The sequence below is a fragment of the Kitasatospora papulosa genome, from assembly GCF_000717245.1.
GTDB lineage: Bacteria > Actinomycetota > Actinomycetes > Streptomycetales > Streptomycetaceae > Streptomyces > Streptomyces papulosus.
On sequence record NZ_JNYQ01000004.1, the window covers coordinates 225,840 to 244,546 of the forward strand.

The following is an 18,707-nucleotide window of genomic DNA, read 5'->3' on the forward strand; positions in this document are numbered from 1 at the left end:
CTGTCGCTTCCGGTCCGGTGTCCGCCAGTGGGTCCTCGTCTATCAGCAGACGGCCGAACCCTAAACCTTCGCACAGTATCTACGAACGGGCGGGGGGCCGCGCCGCCCCTGACATCACGTTCTCGTGAGGATTGTGCGTGTATCGCCCGTCCGGGGGCGTACGCGGGGCCCGTACGGGCGGATCTAGACGCGTGGCAGGGAGTCCGCGGCGAGCCCGCCCTCGATGGCCAGGATCCGGTGCAGTCGCGTCGCCACGAGCAGACGCTGCATCTGCGGCGGGACACCGCGCAGCACCAGCCTCCGGCCGGCCCGGCCGGCTCTGCGGTGCGCCCCCATGATGACGCCGAGTCCGGTGGCGTCCCACGAGTCGAGCTCGGTCAGGTTCAGCACAAGGTCGCCGGCGCCGTCGTCGACGGCCGAATGCAGGACCGTACGGGCGTCCGCCGCGCTTCGGACGTCGAGGCGGCCCCCGACGACCAGCTCGGCGTGGTCGCCCCTGATATGCATATGCGCTCCCCGGAAGTACTCCGCAGCAAGTCTGTCTGCCTGTATGTGTCGCTTTCTGTCCCTGCCACAACTGACTGCCGCAGCGACAGGTAAGTTGCCGTCTGTAAGCGAACCGATACCGAATTCACCCCGAGGGGTGAAAGAGGTCCGCCGGTCCCCGTCGGATCCCGCACCTGTCGGTGCCGGATCCCGGGACCCCGGGTCTGATTGACGGCGCATCAGACAGCCCGGGGCCCCGGTCGTGATCAGTAGGTGTAGAAGCCCTGCCCGCTCTTGCGCCCGATGTCACCTGCATCGACCATCCGGCGCATCAGCTCCGGGGCGGCGAACTTCTCGTCCTGGGATTCGGTGTAGATGTTGCCGGTCGCGTGCAGCAGGATGTCCACGCCGGTCATGTCCGCCGTGGCGAGCGGTCCCATGGCGTGGCCGAAGCCCAGCTTGCAGGCGGTGTCGATGTCCTCGGCGGAGGCGACACCCGACTCGTACAGCTTGGCCGCCTCGACGACCAGCGCCGAGATCAGCCGGGTGGTGACGAAGCCCGCGACGTCACGGTTGACGACGATGCAGGTCTTGCCCACCGACTCGGCGAACTCCCGTGCGGTGGCCAGGGTTTCGTCACTGGTCTTGTACCCGCGCACCAGCTCGCAGAGCTGCATCATCGGGACGGGCGAGAAGAAGTGCACGCCGACGACCCGCTCCGGGTGCTCCGTCACGGCCGCGATCTTGGTGATCGGGATGGCGGAGGTGTTGGAGGCGAGGACGGCGTCCTCGCGTACGACCTTGTCGAGGGTGCGGAAGATCTCGTGCTTGACCTCGAGCTTCTCGAAGACGGCCTCGACGACGACGTCCGCGTCGGCCACGGCGTCGAGGTCGGTGGTCGTGGTGATCCGGGCGAGCGCGGCCTCCGCGTCGGCCGCCTCCAGCTTGCCCTTGGCGACGAACTTGCCGTAACTGGCCTCGATGCCGCCACGCCCGCGGGCCAGTGCCTCGTCCGTGACATCACGCAGCACCACGTCCCAGCCCGCCTGGGCGGAGACCTGCGCGATACCGGACCCCATGAGTCCGGCGCCGATGACGGCGAGCTTCCTGGCCACGATCCGCACCCCAATCTTCTCAGTTCTGCACATGCTCTCCGGCGGAGGTTAGTACCCGTGAGGGTCCGTGAGGCCCCGAAGAGATGCGCGTCACGTCTCACATGACGGACATCACACCGTCCACCGTCACGCGGCGGCGCGCCGCGCGCAGTTGAGGACGGCCGACGGATCCGCCTGTGACGGTCGGCACGCGGGTCCTCCACGGGGCCGGGGCGTAACTAGGCTGGCCCCATGGTCAATCTGACGCGCATCTACACCCGTACCGGCGACAAGGGCACCACCGCCCTCGGCGACATGAGCCGGACCGCCAAGACCGATCTGCGGATCTCCGCCTACGCCGACGCCAACGAGGCCAACGCCGTGATCGGTACGGCGGTCGCGCTCGGGAACCTCTCCGAGGACGTCGTGAAGGTCCTGGTCCGGGTGCAGAACGATCTCTTCGACGTGGGTGCGGACCTGTGCACGCCGGTGGTGGAGAACCCGGAGTACCCGCCGCTGCGGGTGGAGCAGTCCTACATCGACAAGCTGGAGGCGGACTGCGACACCTTCCTGGAGGAGCTGGAGAAGCTCCGCAGCTTCATCCTTCCGGGCGGCACCCCGGGGGCGGCGCTGCTGCACCAGGCCTGCACGGTCGTCCGGCGGGCCGAGCGGTCCACCTGGGCGGCGCTGGAGGTCCACGGGGACGTGATGAACGCCCTGACGGCCACGTATCTGAACCGTCTCTCCGACCTCCTGTTCATCCTCGCCAGGACGGCGAACAAGGAGGTCGGGGACGTGCTGTGGGTTCCCGGCGGCGAGCGCTGATCAGCGTCCGGCTCCGGCGCGGCTCTTCGGCTCCCGCTTGGGGAAGAGCGTGTAGCCGCCGGCGACGAGCAGGTTGATCCCGATCACCCAGAGCATCTTCTGCTGCCACATGTGCAGCGAGCCGGTGTCGCCGTCCCCGCCGACGTACCAGGCCGCCGCCTGGAGCAGGGCGATGGCCGTCACCGCGGCCACCGTCCAGCGGGCCGCGACGCGCCACTCGTGTGCGGCGCGGGCCATGCCGTACCTGGGGGGCTTCACCGGGGGCGGGCCGCCGCCGAAGCGGTGGGCGACCCTGGCGTCGACCCACTTGACGGTGGAGTGGCCGAGTCCGACGGTGAAGCCGATGTAGACGGCTGCCAGGCCGTGCCTCAGGCCCGGCTCGGCGCCGTTCTTCAGGTCGACGGCCGTCACCACGAGCAGGACGACCTCCAGCAGGGGCTCGCACAGCAGCACGGCCGCGCCCAGCCGGGGCTTCCGCGCGACGTACCGCAGCGCGAGTCCGGCTGCCAGCAGCACCCAGAAGCCGACCTCGCAGAGCACGATCAGCGTGACGATCACGGTCCTTCTCCTTCCGGTCCCTCCAGACTCCCTCCCGGACGGCGCCGGATCGTCGTCGGCGGTGACGAGACGGGACTGCATCCTTCGATGTAGCCGCACCTCACCCCGGGTACGGACGTGCCGTGGCGCACCGCCGTGTTGGATGGGAGCGTGCTCTCCGTCGCGCGCCCGCACCGTCACGACGTACTGCTCGCGGTCCTCGGACTGTCGGGCGGTGTGTTCCTGTGGCTGGTCGGCATCCACATCCAGAACGGCCGCCTCTTCGACGCCCCCTGGGTGTCCCTGCTGCCCCTCGCCGCCATGTCGGCCCTGGAGTTGCTGCGCCGCGGCGCCCCGTGCACCGCGCTGGCGCTGGGCACGCCGGCTCTGGTCGCCGACCAGTTGACCGTGGGCAGCCTGGCCACGCTGCTGATGTACACCGACCTCGTGTACGCCGCGGTGCTGTACGGCTCCCCCACCGCGTCCCGCCGCATCCCGGTGATCACCCTGCTCGTCACGGTCGCCGCGACGACGGGCCTCGTGGCCTGGGTCCCGTCGGCGGACGCCCTGCTCATCGGCATCGTCATCGGGATGGTCCTCTTCGGGCCCGCGCTGACCGGTGCCAGTGTGCGCAACCACCGGGACGCCGCAGAGGCGGCCCGGCTGCGCGCCGACCAGACCGCGCTGCTGGCCGAGATGGACCGGGTGCAGGCGGTGACCGCGGAGCGGTCACGGATGGCGCGGGAACTGCACGACATGGTCGCCAACCATCTCTCGGCGATCGCCATCCACTCCACCGCGGCGCTCTCCATCGACGATCCGGGCACCTCCCGGGACGCGCTGGGCGTGATCCGGCAGAACAGTGTCGACGGGCTGACGGAGATGCGGCGGCTGATCGGGCTCCTGCGGGAGAGCGACACGTCCGGGGAGCCGAGTGCCGCCCCGACCCTCGGCTCCCTGGACGCCCTCGTGGAGCAGGCCGGCGCCAACTCCGCGTCCAGCGGGCTCACCGTCACCCTGGACGACGGCCGCGAGGAGCCCGGGCCGCTCCCGGCGCCGGTGGAGCTGGCGGCGTACCGCATCGTCCAGGAGTCGCTGACGAACGCGCTGAAGCACGCGGCGCCCGGCCCGGTGACCGTTCGGCTGGGGCGGTCCCGCACGGCGCTCACGGTGGAGGTGAGCAGTGTGTTCGGCGACCGCCCGGGGCCCCGCGCGCCCGGTTCGGGAGCGGGCCTGGTGGGGATGCGGGAACGGGTGGCCCTGCTGGGCGGGACCATCGGGGCGGGGCCCGGTCTCCGGGGCGACGGCGAGAAGATCTGGGTGGTGCGGGCCGAACTGCCCGTCGAGGAGAGGACATGACGGGCATGACGATCCGGGTGCTGGTCGCGGAGGACCAGTCGGCGGTACGCGCGGGGCTGGTGCTGATCCTGAGGAGCGCGCCGGACATCGAGGTGGTGGGCGAGGCCGCGGACGGTGAGGCCGCGGTGCGTCTGACCCGTGAACTGCGCCCGGACCTGGTCCTGATGGACGTGCAGATGCCACGGCTCGACGGGGTGTCGGCGACCCGGCAGATCGTGGCGGAGCGGCTGGCGGACGTGCTGGTGCTGACGACGTTCGACCTGGACGAGTACGTCTTCGGCGCGCTGCGCGCGGGAGCGTCGGGCTTCCTGCTGAAGAACACGGAGGCCGGGGACCTCATCGCCGCGGTCCGTACGGTGGCACGCGGCGAGGGCCTGATCGCACCGGCCGTGACGCGGCGGCTGATCGAGGAGTTCGCCTCGGCCTCCCCCGCGCACGAGCCGGCCGAGCCCGAGGCCCTCGGCACCTTGACGCGCAGGGAGCGTGAGGTGCTGGGATGCCTCGGCCTGGGACTGTCCAACATGGAGATCGCCGGGCGGCTGTCGATGGCCGAGGCGACGGTGAAGACGCACGTCAGCAGGCTCCTCGGGAAGCTGGGGCTGCGCAGCAGGGCCCAAGCCGCCGTGCTCGCGCAGCAGTTGGGTGTTCGGCCCGGAGCGTGAATCTTTGGTCTGGACCTCTTGACGATTGGTCCAGACCTTCCTAATCTCACCGGACACGCTGCGGTGAGTAAGCCATGACAAGGCGAGCTCAGGGCGACGCAGGGTTCGCAGGTTACGGATCATCCCCCGTTTGCCGGGCCTCACCCGAGGAGCACCGTTGAGCACTGACAACCCCGTACGCCTCACCCGTCTCAGATGGAGAAGCGGAGCAGGCACCGCCACCAGGTCCAAGGCCGTCGCGGGCCTCACCGCGCTGCTGCTCCCCCTCGCCGCGATGGTCGGCCTGGCCTCCCCGGCCGAGGCCGCCACCTCCGCCACGGCCTCCTACGTCAAGAAGTCCGACTGGGGCACCGGCTTCGAGGGCCAGTGGACCGTCAAGAACACCGGCACCACCGCGCTCTCCTCCTGGACGATCGAGTGGGACTTCCCCTCCGGCACCGCGGTCGGTTCCGCCTGGGACGCCTCCGTGACCAGCTCCGGGACCCACTGGACCGCCAAGAACCTCGGGTGGAACGGCACGGTCGCCCCCGGCGCCAGCATCAGCTTCGGCTTCAACGGCACGGGTTCCGGCTCCCCCTCCGGCTGCAAGCTGAACGGCGCCTCCTGTGACGGCGGCAGCGTGCCCGGCGACAACCCCCCGTCCAAGCCCGGCACCCCGACCGCGAGCAACGTGACGGACACCTCGGCGAAGATCAGCTGGACCGCCGCCACCGACGACAAGGGCGTCAAGAACTACGACGTCCTCCGCGACGGCGCCAAGGTCGCCACGGTCACCACGACGACGTACACCGACAGCGGGCTCACCAAGGGCACCGACTACTCGTACACCGTGCAGGCCCGTGACACCGCCGACCAGACCGGTCCGGTCAGCGCCTCGGTCGCCGTCCGCACCACCGGGACCACCGACCCGGGCAACCCCGGTACCGGCGACAAGATCAACCTGGGCTACTTCACCGAGTGGGGCGTCTACGGACGCAACTACCACGTCAAGAACCTCGTGACCTCGGGTTCGGCCGCGAAGATCACGCACATCAACTACGCCTTCGGCAACGTCCAGAACGGCAGGTGCACCATCGGTGACTCCTACGCCGACTACGACAAGGCCTACACCGCGGACCAGTCGGTGGACGGCGTCGCCGACACCTGGGACCAGCCGCTGCGCGGCAACTTCAACCAGCTGCGCAAGCTGAAGGCCAAGTACCCGCACATCAAGGTCCTCTGGTCGTTCGGCGGCTGGACCTGGTCCGGCGGCTTCCCGCAGGCCGCCCAGAACCCGGCCGCCTTCGCCCAGTCCTGCTACGACCTGGTCGAGGACCCCCGCTGGGCCGATGTCTTCGACGGCATCGACATCGACTGGGAGTACCCGAACGCCTGCGGTCTCACCTGCGACACGAGCGGCCCGGCAGCGCTGAAGAACGTCGCCTCCGCCCTGCGGGCGAAGTTCGGCACCGGCAACCTGGTCACCGCCGCGATCACCGCGGACGGCTCGGCGGGCGGCAAGATCGACGCGGCCGACTACGCCGGCGCCGCCCAGTCCATGAACTGGTACAACGTGATGACGTACGACTTCTTCGGCGCCTTCGCACCGAAGGGCCCGACGGCCCCGCACTCACCGCTGACCTCGTACTCCGGCATCCCGCAGGAGGGCTTCAACTCCGCCGCCGCCATCGCCAAGCTGAAGGCCCAGGGCGTCCCGGCCTCCAAGCTGCTCCTCGGCATCGGCTTCTACGGCCGCGGCTGGACCGGCGTCACCCAGTCCGCTCCGGGCGGCACCGCCACCGGCGCGGCCCCGGGGACCTACGAGGCCGGCAACGAGGACTACAAGGTCCTGAAGAACACCTGCCCCGCCACCGGCACGATCGCCGGCACCGCGTACGCGCACTGCGGCACGAACTGGTGGAGCTACGACACCCCGGCGACGATCACGTCCAAGATGGCCTGGGCGAACAGCCAGGGCCTGGGTGGCGCGTTCTTCTGGGAGTTCAGCGGCGACACCGCCAACGGTGAGCTCGTGACCGCGATGGACAACGGCCTCAACTGACCCCACGAGGCACTCGCACCCCCCGCAAAAAGCGCCGGGGAGACAGGTCCGCCCCCTGTCTCCCCGGTTTTCGCATGCGCTGCGGGCCTCGCTCGGGCCAGGTCGCCCCTCCCCCGGACTCCGTCCGGGGGGACCCCCGACCAGCGAGAGCCCTACTCAAGCCACATCGACCCTCCCCCAGACTCCGTCCGGGGGGACCCCCGACCAGCGAGAGCCCTACTCAAGCCACATTGACTCGCTGGCCGGGCGGTGCCGCCTCCAGCCAGGCGAGGAAACCCGTCAGGGCGTCCTCGCTCATCGCCAGCTCCAGGCGGGTCCCCCGGTGGAGACAGCCGAGCACGACGGAGTCGGACAGGAGCGCCAGCTCCTCCTCGCCCTCGGGCAGCCGGCGGGCGACGACCTCGATGGCGGAACGTTCCAGCCCCCGACGGGGACGCGGTGAGTAGGAGAAGACCCGGAACCAGTCGACGCGGTCACCGCTGTACCGGGCGACCCCGTACACCCAGCCCTTGCCCGACGGGTCGGGTTCCTCCGACACGTCCCAGCGCAGGCTGCAGTCGAAGGTGCCGCCGGAACGCTGGATCAGCCGCCTGCGGAGGCCGAAGACGAACAGCCCCACCGCGACCAGTACGACGACCAGACCGCCCACCCACAACGCGAGGACCATCTCCACCGACCTCCTCGCATCGTCGAGTAAACGGATACCGAACCGAGCCGAACCGGACTGCACCTGCATCGCCTCAGCCGCGACACGGTCTGGATCTCTCCAGCACGGGCCGCGGCTGAGTCAGAAACTCCTCGTGGGGGCGCTCAGTGCGCCGCCACCGCACGCAGTCGCACGTCCGCGCGGCGCTCGGCGCCCGCGTCCGTGTCCGACTTCGCACGCTCCAGCGCACGCTCGGCGCGCTGGACGTCGATCTCGTCGGCAAGCTCGGCGATCTCAGCCAGCAACGAGAGCTTGTTGTCCGCGAACGAGATGAAACCGCCGTGCACAGCGGCGACAACCGTCCCGCCGTCGCTCGTACGGATCGTCACGGGGCCCGATTCCAGCACACCCAGAAGCGGCTGGTGACCGGGCATGACGCCGATGTCGCCGGACGTGGTACGTGCGACAACGAGGGTGGCCTCGCCGGACCAGACACTGCGGTCCGCGGCGACCAGCTCGACATGCAGCTCAGCAGCCAAGGGTGGCTCCTCGGGTCACCACCCGGCTGTCGTGCCGGGTGTCGGTTCAATTCTACGGGGCGTGGTGAGGGGGGCGGGACACACCCACCCCCCTCGGTGAGCCGGAGGCTCAGGAGACGCCGAGCTCCTTGGCGTTGGACTTGAGGTCCTCGATGCCACCGCACATGAAGAACGCCTGCTCGGGGAAGTGGTCGTACTCCCCGTCGCAGATCGCGTTGAACGCGGCGATCGACTCGTCGAGCGGGACGTCCGAACCGTCCAGGCCGGTGAACTGCTTGGCGGCGTGGGTGTTCTGCGACAGGAAGCGCTCGACGCGACGGGCACGGTGGACGACGAGCTTGTCCTCCTCGCCCAGCTCGTCGATACCGAGGATCGCGATGATGTCCTGGAGGTCCTTGTACTTCTGCAGGATCCCCTTGACGCGGCTGGCCGTGTCGTAGTGGTCCTGCGCGATGTAACGCGGGTCCAGGATGCGGGACGTGGAGTCCAGCGGGTCCACGGCCGGGTAGATGCCCTTCTCGGAGATCGGACGGGAGAGAACCGTCGTCGCGTCGAGGTGGGCGAACGTGGTGGCCGGGGCCGGGTCGGTCAGGTCGTCCGCGGGGACGTAGATCGCCTGCATCGAGGTGATCGAGTGACCACGCGTCGAGGTGATGCGCTCCTGGAGCACACCCATCTCGTCGGCCAGGGTCGGCTGGTAACCCACCGCGGACGGCATGCGGCCGAGCAGCGTGGAGACCTCGGAACCGGCCTGCGTGAAGCGGAAGATGTTGTCGATGAAGAGCAGCACGTCCTGCTTCTGCACATCGCGGAAGTACTCCGCCATGGTCAGGGCGGACAGCGCGACCCGCAGACGGGTGCCCGGCGGCTCGTCCATCTGGCCGAAGACCAGCGCGGTCTTGTCCAGGACGCCCGAGTCGGTCATCTCGTCGATGAGGTCGTTGCCCTCACGGGTGCGCTCGCCGACACCGGCGAACACCGACACACCGTCGTGCAGCTTCGCCACACGCATGATCATTTCCTGGATGAGGACCGTCTTGCCGACGCCCGCACCACCGAACAGACCGATCTTGCCGCCCTTGACGTACGGGGTCAGCAGGTCGACGACCTTCAGGCCGGTCTCGAACATCTCGGTCTTGGACTCGAGCTGGTCGAAGGCCGGGGCCTTGCGGTGGATCGGCCAGCGCTCGGTGATCTGCGCCTCGGCCTCCGGCTCGTTCAGGATCTGGCCGAGGGTGTTGAACACCTTGCCCTTGGTGATGTCACCGACGGGGACGGTGATGCCCGTGCCCGTGTCGGTCACCGGGGCCTGGCGGACCACGCCGTCGGTGGGCTGCATCGAGATCGCGCGGACCATGCCGTCGCCCAAGTGCTGGGCGACTTCCAGGGTCAGCGTCTTACGAGCGCCGGCCTCGGCCGGGTCGTCGACCTCGATGTGCAGGGCGTTGTAGATCTCCGGCATCGCGTCGACGGGGAACTCCACGTCGACGACCGGGCCGATGACCCGGGCGACGCGGCCCGTGGCAGCGGCCGTCTCAACTGTCGTCGTCATTACTTGTCACTCCCCGCGGACGCGTCGGCCAGCGCACCTGCACCGCCGACGATCTCGCTGATTTCCTGGGTGATTTCGGCCTGGCGGGCCGCGTTGGCAAGCCGGGAGAGGCTCTTGATCAGATCCCCGGCGTTGTCGGTCGCCGACTTCATCGCACGACGGCGGGCGGCGTGCTCGGAAGCGGCGGCCTGCAGCAGTGCGTTGTAGATGCGGCTCTCGACGTAGCGCGGCAGAAGGGCGTCGAGGACGTCCTCCGCCGACGGCTCGAACTCGAACAGCGGAAGGATCTCGCCCTTCTCGGTGCTCTCCTCCTCGCCCTTGTCGAGCGACAGCGGCAGCATCCGCCCGTCGACCGCGTTCTGCGTCATCATCGACACGAACTCGGTGAAGACGATGTGCAGCTCGTCGACGCCACCCTCGGCCGTGTCCTTCTGGATGGACGCGATCAGGGGCTCGGCGATCTTCTTGGCATCCGAGTACTCGGGGCTGTCGGTGAAGCCGGTCCACGACTCCGAGACCTTGCGCTCACGGAAGCCGTAGTACGCGACACCCTTGCGGCCGACGATGTAGGTGTCGACCTCCTTGCCCTCGGCCGCCAGCCGCTCCCGCAGCCGCTCCGCCGTCTTGATGGCGTTCGAGGAGTAACCCCCGGCCAGACCGCGGTCGCTCGTGAGGAGCAGGACCGCGGCCCGGGCCGGAGCCTCGGCCTCGGTGGTGAGCGGGTGCTTGGTGTTGGAGCCGGTCGCCACCGCGGTCACCGCACGGGTGAGCTCGGTCGCGTACGGCATCGACGCCGCCACCTTGCGCTGCGCCTTGACGATGCGCGAGGCGGCGATCATCTCCATCGCCTTGGTGATCTTCTTGGTCGCGGTGACGGCTTGGATGCGGCGCTTGTAAACGCGAAGCTGAGCGCCCATCGATCAGCCCTCGCCCAGGAGCTTGCCGTCCGAGGTCTCGAACTGCTGCTTGAAGGAGGCGATCGCGTCGGCGATCGACTGCAGCGTGTCGTCGGACATCTTGCCGCCCTCGGCGATGCTGGTCAGGAGGTCCTTGCGCTCGCGGCGCAGGAACTCGAGCAGCTCGCTCTCGAAGCGGCGGATGTCCTCGACCGGGACGTCGTCCATCTTGCCCGTGGTGCCGGCCCAGACGGAGACGACCTGCTCCTCCATCGGGAACGGGGCGTACTGCGGCTGCTTCAGCAGCTCGACCATGCGCTTACCGCGCTCCAGCGACGCCTTGGAGGCCGCGTCCAGGTCGGAACCGAAGGCGGCGAACGCCTCCAGCTCGCGGTACTGGGCGAGGTCCACGCGCAGTCGGCCGGAAACCTGCTTCATGGCCTTGTGCTGGGCGGAGCCACCGACTCGGGAGACCGAGATACCGACGTTGAGCGCCGGACGCTGACCCGCGTTGAACAGGTCGGACTCCAGGAAGCACTGGCCGTCGGTGATGGAGATGACGTTGGTCGGGATGAACGCCGACACGTCGTTCGCCTTGGTCTCGACGATCGGGAGGCCCGTCATCGAACCGGCGCCCATGTCGTCGGAGAGCTTGGCGCAGCGCTCCAGCAGACGCGAGTGCAGGTAGAAGACGTCGCCCGGGTAGGCCTCGCGGCCCGGCGGACGGCGCAGCAGGAGCGACACGGCGCGGTAGGCGTCGGCCTGCTTCGACAGGTCGTCGAAGATGATGAGGACGTGCTTGCCGTCGTACATCCAGTGCTGGCCGATGGCCGAGCCGGTGTACGGCGCCAGGTACTTGAAGCCGGCCGGGTCGGACGCCGGGGCGGCGACGATGGTCGTGTACTCGAGCGCGCCGGCCTCTTCGAGGGCACCGCGCACGGAGGCGATGGTGGAGCCCTTCTGACCGATGGCGACGTAGATGCAGCGCACCTGCTTGTTCACGTCGCCCGAGCGCCAGTTGTCGCGCTGGTTGATGATCGTGTCGACGGCCAGAGCGGTCTTACCCGTCTGACGGTCGCCGATGATCAGCTGACGCTGGCCACGGCCGATCGGCACCATGGCGTCGACAGCCTTGTAGCCGGTCTGCATCGGCTCGTGCACCGACTTGCGGACCATGACGCCAGGCGCCTGCAGCTCGAGGGCGCGACGGCCTTCGGTCGCGATCTCGCCGAGACCGTCGATCGGGTTGCCGAGCGGGTCGACGACGCGGCCGAGGTAGCCCTCGCCGACGCCGACGGAGAGCACCTCACCGGTGCGCTGCACCGGCTGGCCCTCCTCGATTCCGCTGAACTCGCCGAGGACGATCGCACCGATCTCGCGCTCCTCGAGGTTGAGGGCGAGACCGAGGGTGCCGTCCTCGAACTTCAGCAGCTCGTTCGCCATGGCGGAGGGCAGGCCCTCCACCTTCGCGATGCCGTCGCCGGCAACGCTGACCGTCCCGACCTCCTCGCGCGAGGCCGCGTCCGGCTGGTACGACTGGACAAAGCTATCCAGTGCGTCCCGGATCTCCTCCGGCCGGATCGTAAGCTCCGCCATCTGGGGTTCCCTGCTCTCCTTGTTGGGCCCGAAGTTTCTCAAAGGGGTCTGGGGGCGACCCCCAGGAATCTTCTGCAATTTCTGCACGGCCCAACCGGGCCGCAATTCTTGCTCGTTCAGTTGGTGCGGTGTGGGCGCTGCGCGCCGTCAGCCGGCCATCCTGCGGGTGACCTCTTCGAGGCGCTCCGCGATCGTGCCGTTGATGACCTCGTCACCGACGCGCACCGAGATCCCGCCGAGGACCTCGGGGTCCACGTCCAGGTTCAGGTGCATCTGCCGGCCGTAGATCTTCGCCAGGGCGGCACCGAGGCGCTGCTTCTGGCGATCGGACAGCGGCACCGCCGAGGTGACGACGGCGACCATGCGGTCCCGGCGCTCCGCGGCGAGCCTGGACAGGGAATCGAGTCCCGCCTCCAGGCTACGTCCTCGGGGCTGCGTCACGAGGCGCGTGATCACGCGCTCGGTGACGGGCTGGGCCTTGCCGCCGAGCAGGCTGCGGAGCAGCGCGCTCTTGGCGGAGCCCGTGGCCGACTTGTTGGTCAGGGCGGACCGCAGCGCCACGTCGGAGGAGACGATCCGGCCGAACCGGAACAGCTCGTCCTCGACGTCGTCGAGCACACCCGCGCGCTGGGCAGCGGTGAGGTCGGCGGTGTTCGCCAGCTCCTCGGCCGCGTCGACCAGGTCACGCGACTGCGACCAGCGGGACCGGACCATGCCGGAGACCAGGTCCACGGCTTCGCCGCCCACCTGTCCGCCCAGCAGTCGTCCGGCCAGCTGGGCCTTGGCCTCGCCGCCCTGCGACGGGTCGGTGAGGACCCGGCGCAACGACACCTCGCGGTGGAGCAGCGCGGTGACGGCTGCCAGCTCCTCGGCGAGCTTCGCCGCGTCGACCGACGTGGAGTCGGTCAGTGCGTCGAGGCGCTCGCGTGCGGCGGCCAGCGCCTCCCGGCTCGCTCCATTCATCGGACGGCCTCGGCCTTCGCCTCGAGCTCGTCGAGGAACCGGTCGACGGTGCCGCTCTGCCGGGCGTGGTCCTCGAGGGACTCGCCGACGAGCTTGCCGGCCAGGGCGGTGGCGAGGCTGCCCACGTCCTGGCGCAGCGCGGACGCCGCGGCCTTGCGGTCGGCCTCGATCTGGGCGTGGCCGGCCGCGATGATCTCCTCGCGCTGCCGCTGACCCTCCGCCCTCATCTCCTGGATGATGACGGCACCCTGCTCCTGCGCCTCCTGGCGCAGACGGGCGGCCTCGTGGCGGGCCTCGGCGAGCTGAGCCTTGTACTGCTCAAGAACGCTCTGGGCCTCGGTCTGGGCCGCATCGGCCTTCTCGATACCGCCTTCGATGGCCTCGCGGCGCTCTTCCAGAACCTTGTTGATGTTCGGGAGGAGCTTCTTGGCGAGGAAACCGAAGACGATGGCGAAGGCGATGAGGCCGATGACGATCTCAGGAACCGCCGGGAGCAGCGGGTTCTGGATCTCTCCCTCGGACGCCAGCTGTAGGGCGTTCACATCAATGCCTTTCGTCGCTTCGGGCTTGTGGAATGCCGCGAATTAGTCGACCGGGTAGACGAAGGGCATGACGAGACCGATCAGGGCGAGCGCCTCACAGAGCACGAAGCCGAGGATCTGGTTCGAGCGGATCAGGCCGGCAGCTTCGGGCTGACGGGCCAGCGCCTGGGTGCCGTTACCGAAGATGATGCCGACGCCGACGCCGGGGCCGATCGCGGCGAGGCCGTAGCCGATGGAACCGAGGTTGCCCGTGATGTTGACGGCGGCGAGGGTCTCAAGAGCGGACATGCCGTTTCTTCCTTCTCTTTCAGAACCGGTGGGGGTTGGCCACCGGACGACTATCGGGGGTGGAGCTGGGCTGCGTCAGTGGTGCTCGGCGAGAGCGCCCTGAATGTAGTTGCAGGCCAGGAGGACGAACACGTAGGCCTGCAGCGCCTGGATGAACAGTTCGAAGGCGGTCATCAGGATGACCATCACGAAGGAGACACCGGCGTAGGCGATGCCGATGCCGTTCAGCAGGTACCAGCTGGCGATCGTGAAGATCAGCAGCAGCACGTGACCGGCGAACATGTTGGCGAAGAGTCGCACGGCGTGCGTGAACGGCCGGATCAGCAGGTTCGACATGATCTCGATGACCATGACGAAGGGAAGGGCCGGGCCGATCGACGGGTCGTAGCCGGAGATGTTCTTCCAGCCGCCGACGAAACCGTGCCGCTTGAAGGTCAGGCTGACCCAGAGGACGTACACGATCGCGGCCAGCGCCACCGGGAATCCGATGACCGAGACCACCGGGAACTGGGCGAAGGGAATGATCGCCCAGAGGTTCATGATCCAGATGAAGAAGAACAGCGAGACCATGAGGGGTACGTACTTCTTGCCCTCGCGCTTGCCGAGCGTCTCGTACACCACACCGGTGCGGATGAAGTCGTAACCCGCCTCGGCGACCATCTGCAGCTTTCCGGGCACCAGCTTCGGCTTGTTGAAAGCCGCCCAGAAGAAGCCGACGACGACAACGGTGCTCAGGACCGCCAGCAGCATCGGCTTGTTGATCTCGATGCCGCCGAGCGTGAACATCGGCTCGAAAACAAAGGAGTGCAGGCCAGGAGCCGGGAAGCCGCATCCGTCGAAGATGTGGCAGTCGGTCTCGAAGGCGAGCACCGTCGTCGGGTCAGCACTCACCGCGGGCTCCTTCAGCGTGGCGCATAGGTACGGCAACCTCGTTGTGTCGGCGCGGCAAGCAGCCGCTGGTCGGCACTGGACTGGTGTTACGGATGGGGGGCGGCTCAGGCATTACGCCTCGCGATGAAGCAGGCGCCGATTTTGATGCCCGCGCCCGCAGTGCCGCAGTTGGCACCGGACGATAGCAGGGTCTCGAACGCGCGCTTATCCCGGCCCTACCCCTCACGTCGAAGACCCCGTGTTCTCGGGCGTCTTACCCGCGGACGAGTCCGGCTCGACGTAAAGAATCTTGGTCTTCATGTGCACGCGGATCTGCGCCGCGACCCAGGTGAGGGTGGCGACCATCACCGCGGCGGCGAAGGCCCGGGGGTTGAACAGCGTCGTGTCCTTGAACGCGGCGACGAAGACGAAGAGCAGCAGCAGTTCGGTCGTGTACAGCACCAGCCCCATGGCCTGGAACAGATGCGGCAGTGACTTCGCCGTGCGCTGCAGGACGCCGAGTCCGATCCCCATGAAGAGGATCACCACCAGCGTCCCGGCGGCCGCACCGATCGCTCCCTTGCCGCCGGCGAGCGCAGCGCTGACGGCGACGGTGACGACACCGACGGCAGCAGTGGGCACGGCGGTGTGGAGGAGAGTCCGGGCGTCGTTGGACGGCATGGCGGTGACTCCGCGTTGCAGGGGGTGGTCAGTGGTCGTCAGGGACGAGCGTAGGCCCGGTCCGAGTCGATGCTGCGGGCCAAAGGACCGTGCTACCCAGGTCCTTCGGCTTCCTCGCCGGGCTTCGTGAACGGTATCACAAACTATTTGATGAGGTCTTTACTCAGAAAGTGTGCCAGCTGTCACACATGAGAGTTAATCCGCGCGTGTGTGCAGAACATCACGCCACATTGTCTGGTATGGGCATTTCTGTACCGGGGGCTCAACGCGACGAGTCGGCGCGGTCCCGATCCGCGAAGCGCGAACGGGGGCCGATCGCGGTCGCTCCGTTGACGCCGGAGACACCCACGGGCACGGCGGCCCGTTCCGGTGCCGGGGACGCCATGTGCGAGCCGCCGGAGCGCTGTTGACCCCGCGAGGTGACCTCGTCGGCGTCCACGGGTTCCTCGTGGACGGTGCGCCGCCGGTAGCGCGGCGGCACGAAGGCCTCGGCCCAGCGGGGCGCGCGCGGGGTGAAGCGGGGCATCAGCAGCAGGACGAGGCCCACGGCGCTGAGCCCCACGATCACCAGCACGATCCACAGCGACGCGGAGTGCACGGAGTAGCCGACGGCGCCGAAGGCGATGAGGGCCGACCAGAAGTACATGATCAGCACCGACCTGCTGTGCGAGTGCCCGATCTCCAGCAGCCGGTGGTGCAGGTGGCCGCGGTCGGCCGCGAACGGCGACTGGCCGTTCCAGGTGCGCCGCACGATGGCGAGCACCAGGTCCGCGGCCGGGATCGCGATGATCGTCAGCGGCAGGAGCAGCGGGATGAAGACCGGGAGCATCGCGTGGGTCGCCTGGCGCTCGCTGCCCTCGAAGAGCTTCATCGCGTCCGGGTCGACCTGGCCGGTGACGGAGATCGCCCCGGCGGCCAGCACGAGGCCGATCAGCATGGAGCCGGAGTCGCCCATGAAGATCCGGGCGGGGTGCATGTTGTGCGGCAGGAAGCCGAGGCACATGCCCATCAGGATCGCGGCGAAGAGTGTGGCGGGGGCCGCGGCCTCGATCCCGTACCCGTACCAGAGCCGGTAGGTGTACAGGAAGAAGGCGGCGGACGCGATGCAGACCATGCCCGCCGCGAGACCGTCCAGGCCGTCGACGAAGTTGACCGCGTTGATGGTGATCACGACGAGCGCGACCGTGAGCAGCGTGCCCTGCCACTGGGTGAGCGCCACGGTGCCGACGCCGGGGATGGGCAGCCACAGGATCGTCAGACCCTGGATGACCATGACCGCGGCCGCGATCATCTGCCCGCCCAGCTTGATCAGCGCGTCGATCTCGAACTTGTCGTCCAGGACGCCGATCAGCCAGATCAGGGCGGCGCCGGAGAGCAGGGCCCTGGGTTCGTTGGAGAGTTCGAACACGCCGTTCAGGTTGAACAGGTGGTCCGCGACGATCAGCCCCGCGCACAGTCCGCCGAACATGGCGATGCCACCGAGCCGAGGTGTCGGTTCCCGGTGTACGTCACGCGCACGGATCGCGGGCATGGCCCCGATCGCGATGGCGAACTTCCGCACCGGTCCGGTCAGCAGATAGGTAACCGCTGCCGTGACACAGAGCGTCAGCAGGTAATCACGCACGGGCTGCCCCACAGAATTCGCCGGCCATCTCAGCCCCACACCCTAGTCTCCTCGGCAAGGACGCCGAGCCACGGGTGATGGTTCCCCATGGCTCGGCTACCCCGGATACGGCGGATTGTGCTCCGCCAGTCCGCGCACCTCGGCGCGCAGCCGGCCCGGGTCGCCCTCCGCCCGGAGGGCCGCACCGAACAGGCCGGCGATCCTCGTCATGTCGTCCTCGTCCATCCCCTGCGTGGTGACGGCCGCGGTCCCGAGCCGGATGCCGCGTGCGTCCCCGTACGGCAGGGCGCACGTGTCCAGGATCATGCCGGCGGCCACGAGCCGCTCACGGGCGGTCCGGGCGTCCACGCCCAGCGGGGCGGGGTCCGCGACGACGATGTGGGTGTCCGTACCACCCGTGGTGATCTCGAGGCCCTCGGACTCCAGGGCGGCCGCCAGGACCCGGGCGTTCGCGACGACCCGGTGGGCGTAGACGGCGTAGGCCGGGGCCGCCGCCTCACCGAAGGCGACCGCCTTGGCCGCGACGGTGTGCATCTGGGCGCCGCCCTGGGTGAAGGGGAAGACCGCCCGGTCGATCCGCTCCGACAGTTCGACGCCGCACAGGATCATGCCGCCGCGCGGTCCGCGCAGGACCTTGTGCGTCGTCGCGCACACGACGTCGGCGTACGGGACCGGGCTGGGGGCCGCTCCCCCGGCGATCAGTCCCATCGGATGGGCGGCGTCCGCGATCAGATACGCGCCCGCCTCGTCGGCGATCGCCCGGAACTGCTCGTAGTCGGGGTGCCGGGGGTAGGAGATGGAACCGCAGACGATCGCCTTGGGGCGCCTGGCCCGTGCCAGGGCCCGTACCTGCGCGTAGTCGATGAGTCCGCTGTCCGGGTCGACGCCGTAGCCGGCGAACTCGAACCAGCGTCCGGAGAAGTTGCCCGGAGCCCCGTGGGTGAGGTGCCCGCCGTACGGCAGTCCCATGGCGAGCACCGTGTCACCGGGGCGCAGCAGCGCGGCGTAGGCGGCCAGGACCGCCGAGGAACCGGAGTGCGGCTGGACGTTGGCGTGCTCGGCGCCGAACAGCGACATGGCCCGCCGGACCGCGGCGCGTTCGGCGGCGTCGGCCTGTTCGCAGCCGCCGTGGTGGCGGGCGCCGGGGTAGCCCTCGGCGTACTTGTTGGCGAGCGGGGAGCCGAGGGCGGCCAGCACCGCGGGCGAGGTGAAGTTCTCGGCGGCGATGAGCTGGAGGGTGCTCGACTGCCGTCCGGCCTCGGCCAGCAGGATGCCGCTGATCTCCGGGTCCTGGCGGACCAGGGCACCGAAGTCCTGGGGCAGGGCGCCGACGGACGGGGAGGACGGCGGCGCGGCTGCGCGTGAGGCTGGAGTGGTGACCGACATCTGACGGCTCCGGGCCTGGAGGAGGGGGGTGCGTGGCGTCAGATCCAATGTAGGCCCGCCCCGGGCCGGCTGCCCGCTGCCGGGCGCCCCTCTACGCCGGTCGGCGCACCCCCGGTACGC

The 18,707-nt window shown here is 69.2% G+C and carries 19 protein-coding genes; 4 read left to right on the top strand and 15 right to left on the bottom strand.

What is annotated here, in order from left to right; translation table 11 throughout:
- Positions 1-183: 183 nt before the first annotated feature.
- Complete coding sequence (locus tag IA22_RS0112220; RefSeq protein WP_014154038.1) at positions 184-507, bottom strand: STAS domain-containing protein; 324 nt, start codon at positions 505-507, stop codon at positions 184-186.
- Positions 508-752: 245 nt separating this feature from the next.
- Positions 753-1,601 carry a 3-hydroxyacyl-CoA dehydrogenase family protein gene (locus IA22_RS0112225; protein WP_030123616.1) on the bottom strand — a complete coding sequence of 283 codons (849 nt, stop codon included), beginning with the start codon at positions 1,599-1,601 and terminating at the stop codon, positions 753-755.
- Positions 1,602-1,832: 231 nt separating this feature from the next.
- Here IA22_RS0112225 and IA22_RS0112230 point away from each other — a divergent pair, with 231 nt between their 5' ends.
- On the top strand, positions 1,833-2,405 hold the full coding sequence (locus IA22_RS0112230; RefSeq protein WP_015578751.1) for a cob(I)yrinic acid a,c-diamide adenosyltransferase: 573 nt from the start codon (positions 1,833-1,835) through the stop codon (positions 2,403-2,405).
- Here the strand turns inward: IA22_RS0112230 and IA22_RS0112235 are convergent, their stop codons facing one another.
- Complete coding sequence (locus tag IA22_RS0112235) at positions 2,406-2,963, bottom strand: hypothetical protein (RefSeq protein WP_015578750.1); 558 nt, start codon at positions 2,961-2,963, stop codon at positions 2,406-2,408.
- A gap of 150 nt (positions 2,964-3,113) precedes the next feature.
- Here IA22_RS0112235 and IA22_RS0112240 point away from each other — a divergent pair, with 150 nt between their 5' ends.
- The 3 genes from IA22_RS0112240 (at position 3,114) to IA22_RS0112250 (ending at position 7,004) form a co-directional block, all read left to right on the top strand.
- Positions 3,114-4,301 (top strand): sensor histidine kinase, encoded by a 1,188-nt coding sequence (locus IA22_RS0112240; protein WP_030123617.1) that lies wholly within the window; start codon positions 3,114-3,116, stop codon positions 4,299-4,301.
- 5 nt (positions 4,302-4,306) lie between these two features.
- A complete protein-coding gene (locus IA22_RS0112245) occupies positions 4,307-4,963 on the top strand; it encodes a response regulator (protein ID WP_030123618.1) in 657 nt (218 codons plus the stop codon).
- 157 nt (positions 4,964-5,120) lie between these two features.
- Positions 5,121-7,004, top strand: coding sequence for a glycoside hydrolase family 18 chitinase (locus IA22_RS0112250; protein WP_030123619.1), 1,884 nt, complete (start codon positions 5,121-5,123; stop codon positions 7,002-7,004).
- Between the two features lie 220 nt (positions 7,005-7,224).
- Here the strand turns inward: IA22_RS0112250 and IA22_RS0112255 are convergent, their stop codons facing one another.
- The 12 genes from IA22_RS0112255 to IA22_RS0112310 form a co-directional block, all read right to left on the bottom strand.
- The gene (locus IA22_RS0112255) at positions 7,225-7,671 is read right to left on the bottom strand and encodes a DUF2550 domain-containing protein (protein ID WP_014154045.1); all 447 of its coding nucleotides are present in this window, start codon (positions 7,669-7,671) and stop codon (positions 7,225-7,227) included.
- Positions 7,672-7,814: 143 nt separating this feature from the next.
- Positions 7,815-8,189 carry a F0F1 ATP synthase subunit epsilon gene (locus IA22_RS0112260; RefSeq protein ID WP_014154046.1) on the bottom strand — a complete coding sequence of 125 codons (375 nt, stop codon included), beginning with the start codon at positions 8,187-8,189 and terminating at the stop codon, positions 7,815-7,817.
- A gap of 109 nt (positions 8,190-8,298) precedes the next feature.
- Positions 8,299-9,741 (bottom strand): F0F1 ATP synthase subunit beta, encoded by a 1,443-nt coding sequence (atpD, locus tag IA22_RS0112265; protein ID WP_030123620.1) that lies wholly within the window; start codon positions 9,739-9,741, stop codon positions 8,299-8,301.
- Positions 9,741-10,658 carry a F0F1 ATP synthase subunit gamma gene (locus IA22_RS0112270; protein WP_014154048.1) on the bottom strand — a complete coding sequence of 306 codons (918 nt, stop codon included), beginning with the start codon at positions 10,656-10,658 and terminating at the stop codon, positions 9,741-9,743. The genes atpD and IA22_RS0112270 overlap by 1 nt, the downstream gene beginning before the upstream one ends.
- A gap of 3 nt (positions 10,659-10,661) precedes the next feature.
- Positions 10,662-12,233 carry a F0F1 ATP synthase subunit alpha gene (gene atpA / locus IA22_RS0112275; RefSeq protein WP_014154049.1) on the bottom strand — a complete coding sequence of 524 codons (1,572 nt, stop codon included), beginning with the start codon at positions 12,231-12,233 and terminating at the stop codon, positions 10,662-10,664.
- Positions 12,234-12,380: 147 nt separating this feature from the next.
- On the bottom strand, positions 12,381-13,196 hold the full coding sequence (locus IA22_RS0112280; protein WP_014154050.1) for a F0F1 ATP synthase subunit delta: 816 nt from the start codon (positions 13,194-13,196) through the stop codon (positions 12,381-12,383).
- The gene (locus IA22_RS0112285; RefSeq protein WP_014154051.1) at positions 13,193-13,738 is read right to left on the bottom strand and encodes a F0F1 ATP synthase subunit B; all 546 of its coding nucleotides are present in this window, start codon (positions 13,736-13,738) and stop codon (positions 13,193-13,195) included. The genes IA22_RS0112280 and IA22_RS0112285 overlap by 4 nt, the downstream gene beginning before the upstream one ends.
- 42 nt (positions 13,739-13,780) lie before the next feature.
- Entirely contained in the window at positions 13,781-14,026 is a 246-nt protein-coding gene (gene atpE, locus IA22_RS0112290; RefSeq protein WP_014048348.1) for an ATP synthase F0 subunit C, read from the bottom strand.
- A 75-nt stretch (positions 14,027-14,101) separates the two neighbouring features.
- Complete coding sequence (gene atpB / locus IA22_RS0112295) at positions 14,102-14,917, bottom strand: F0F1 ATP synthase subunit A (protein ID WP_014154052.1); 816 nt, start codon at positions 14,915-14,917, stop codon at positions 14,102-14,104.
- Positions 14,918-15,139: 222 nt separating this feature from the next.
- A complete protein-coding gene (locus IA22_RS0112300; RefSeq protein WP_014154053.1) occupies positions 15,140-15,577 on the bottom strand; it encodes a Cg1360 family ATP-synthase-associated protein in 438 nt (145 codons plus the stop codon).
- A 262-nt stretch (positions 15,578-15,839) separates the two neighbouring features.
- A complete protein-coding gene (locus IA22_RS0112305; protein WP_234318602.1) occupies positions 15,840-17,201 on the bottom strand; it encodes an MraY family glycosyltransferase in 1,362 nt (453 codons plus the stop codon).
- 96 nt (positions 17,202-17,297) lie between these two features.
- Positions 17,298-18,587: a serine hydroxymethyltransferase gene (locus IA22_RS0112310; RefSeq protein WP_030123622.1), complete on the bottom strand. Its 1,290-nt coding sequence runs from the start codon at positions 18,585-18,587 to the stop codon at positions 17,298-17,300.
- Between the last annotated feature and the right edge of the window lie 120 nt (positions 18,588-18,707).

Coding starts and splice junctions, on each gene's coding strand:
- atpD (WP_030123620.1), bottom strand. CDS start 9,741: ATGACGACGACAGTTGAGACGGCCGCTGCCACGGGCCGCGTCGCCCGG.
- IA22_RS0112245 (WP_030123618.1), top strand. CDS start 4,307: ATGACGATCCGGGTGCTGGTCGCGGAGGACCAGTCGGCGGTACGCGCG.
- atpA (WP_014154049.1), bottom strand. CDS start 12,233: ATGGCGGAGCTTACGATCCGGCCGGAGGAGATCCGGGACGCACTGGAT.
- IA22_RS0112220 (WP_014154038.1), bottom strand. CDS start 507: ATGCATATCAGGGGCGACCACGCCGAGCTGGTCGTCGGGGGCCGCCTC.
- IA22_RS0112300 (WP_014154053.1), bottom strand. CDS start 15,577: ATGCCGTCCAACGACGCCCGGACTCTCCTCCACACCGCCGTGCCCACT.
- IA22_RS0112280 (WP_014154050.1), bottom strand. CDS start 13,196: ATGAATGGAGCGAGCCGGGAGGCGCTGGCCGCCGCACGCGAGCGCCTC.
- IA22_RS0112270 (WP_014154048.1), bottom strand. CDS start 10,658: ATGGGCGCTCAGCTTCGCGTTTACAAGCGCCGCATCCAAGCCGTCACC.
- atpE (WP_014048348.1), bottom strand. CDS start 14,026: ATGTCCGCTCTTGAGACCCTCGCCGCCGTCAACATCACGGGCAACCTC.
- IA22_RS0112230 (WP_015578751.1), top strand. CDS start 1,833: ATGGTCAATCTGACGCGCATCTACACCCGTACCGGCGACAAGGGCACC.
- IA22_RS0112310 (WP_030123622.1), bottom strand. CDS start 18,587: ATGTCGGTCACCACTCCAGCCTCACGCGCAGCCGCGCCGCCGTCCTCC.
- IA22_RS0112255 (WP_014154045.1), bottom strand. CDS start 7,671: ATGGTCCTCGCGTTGTGGGTGGGCGGTCTGGTCGTCGTACTGGTCGCG.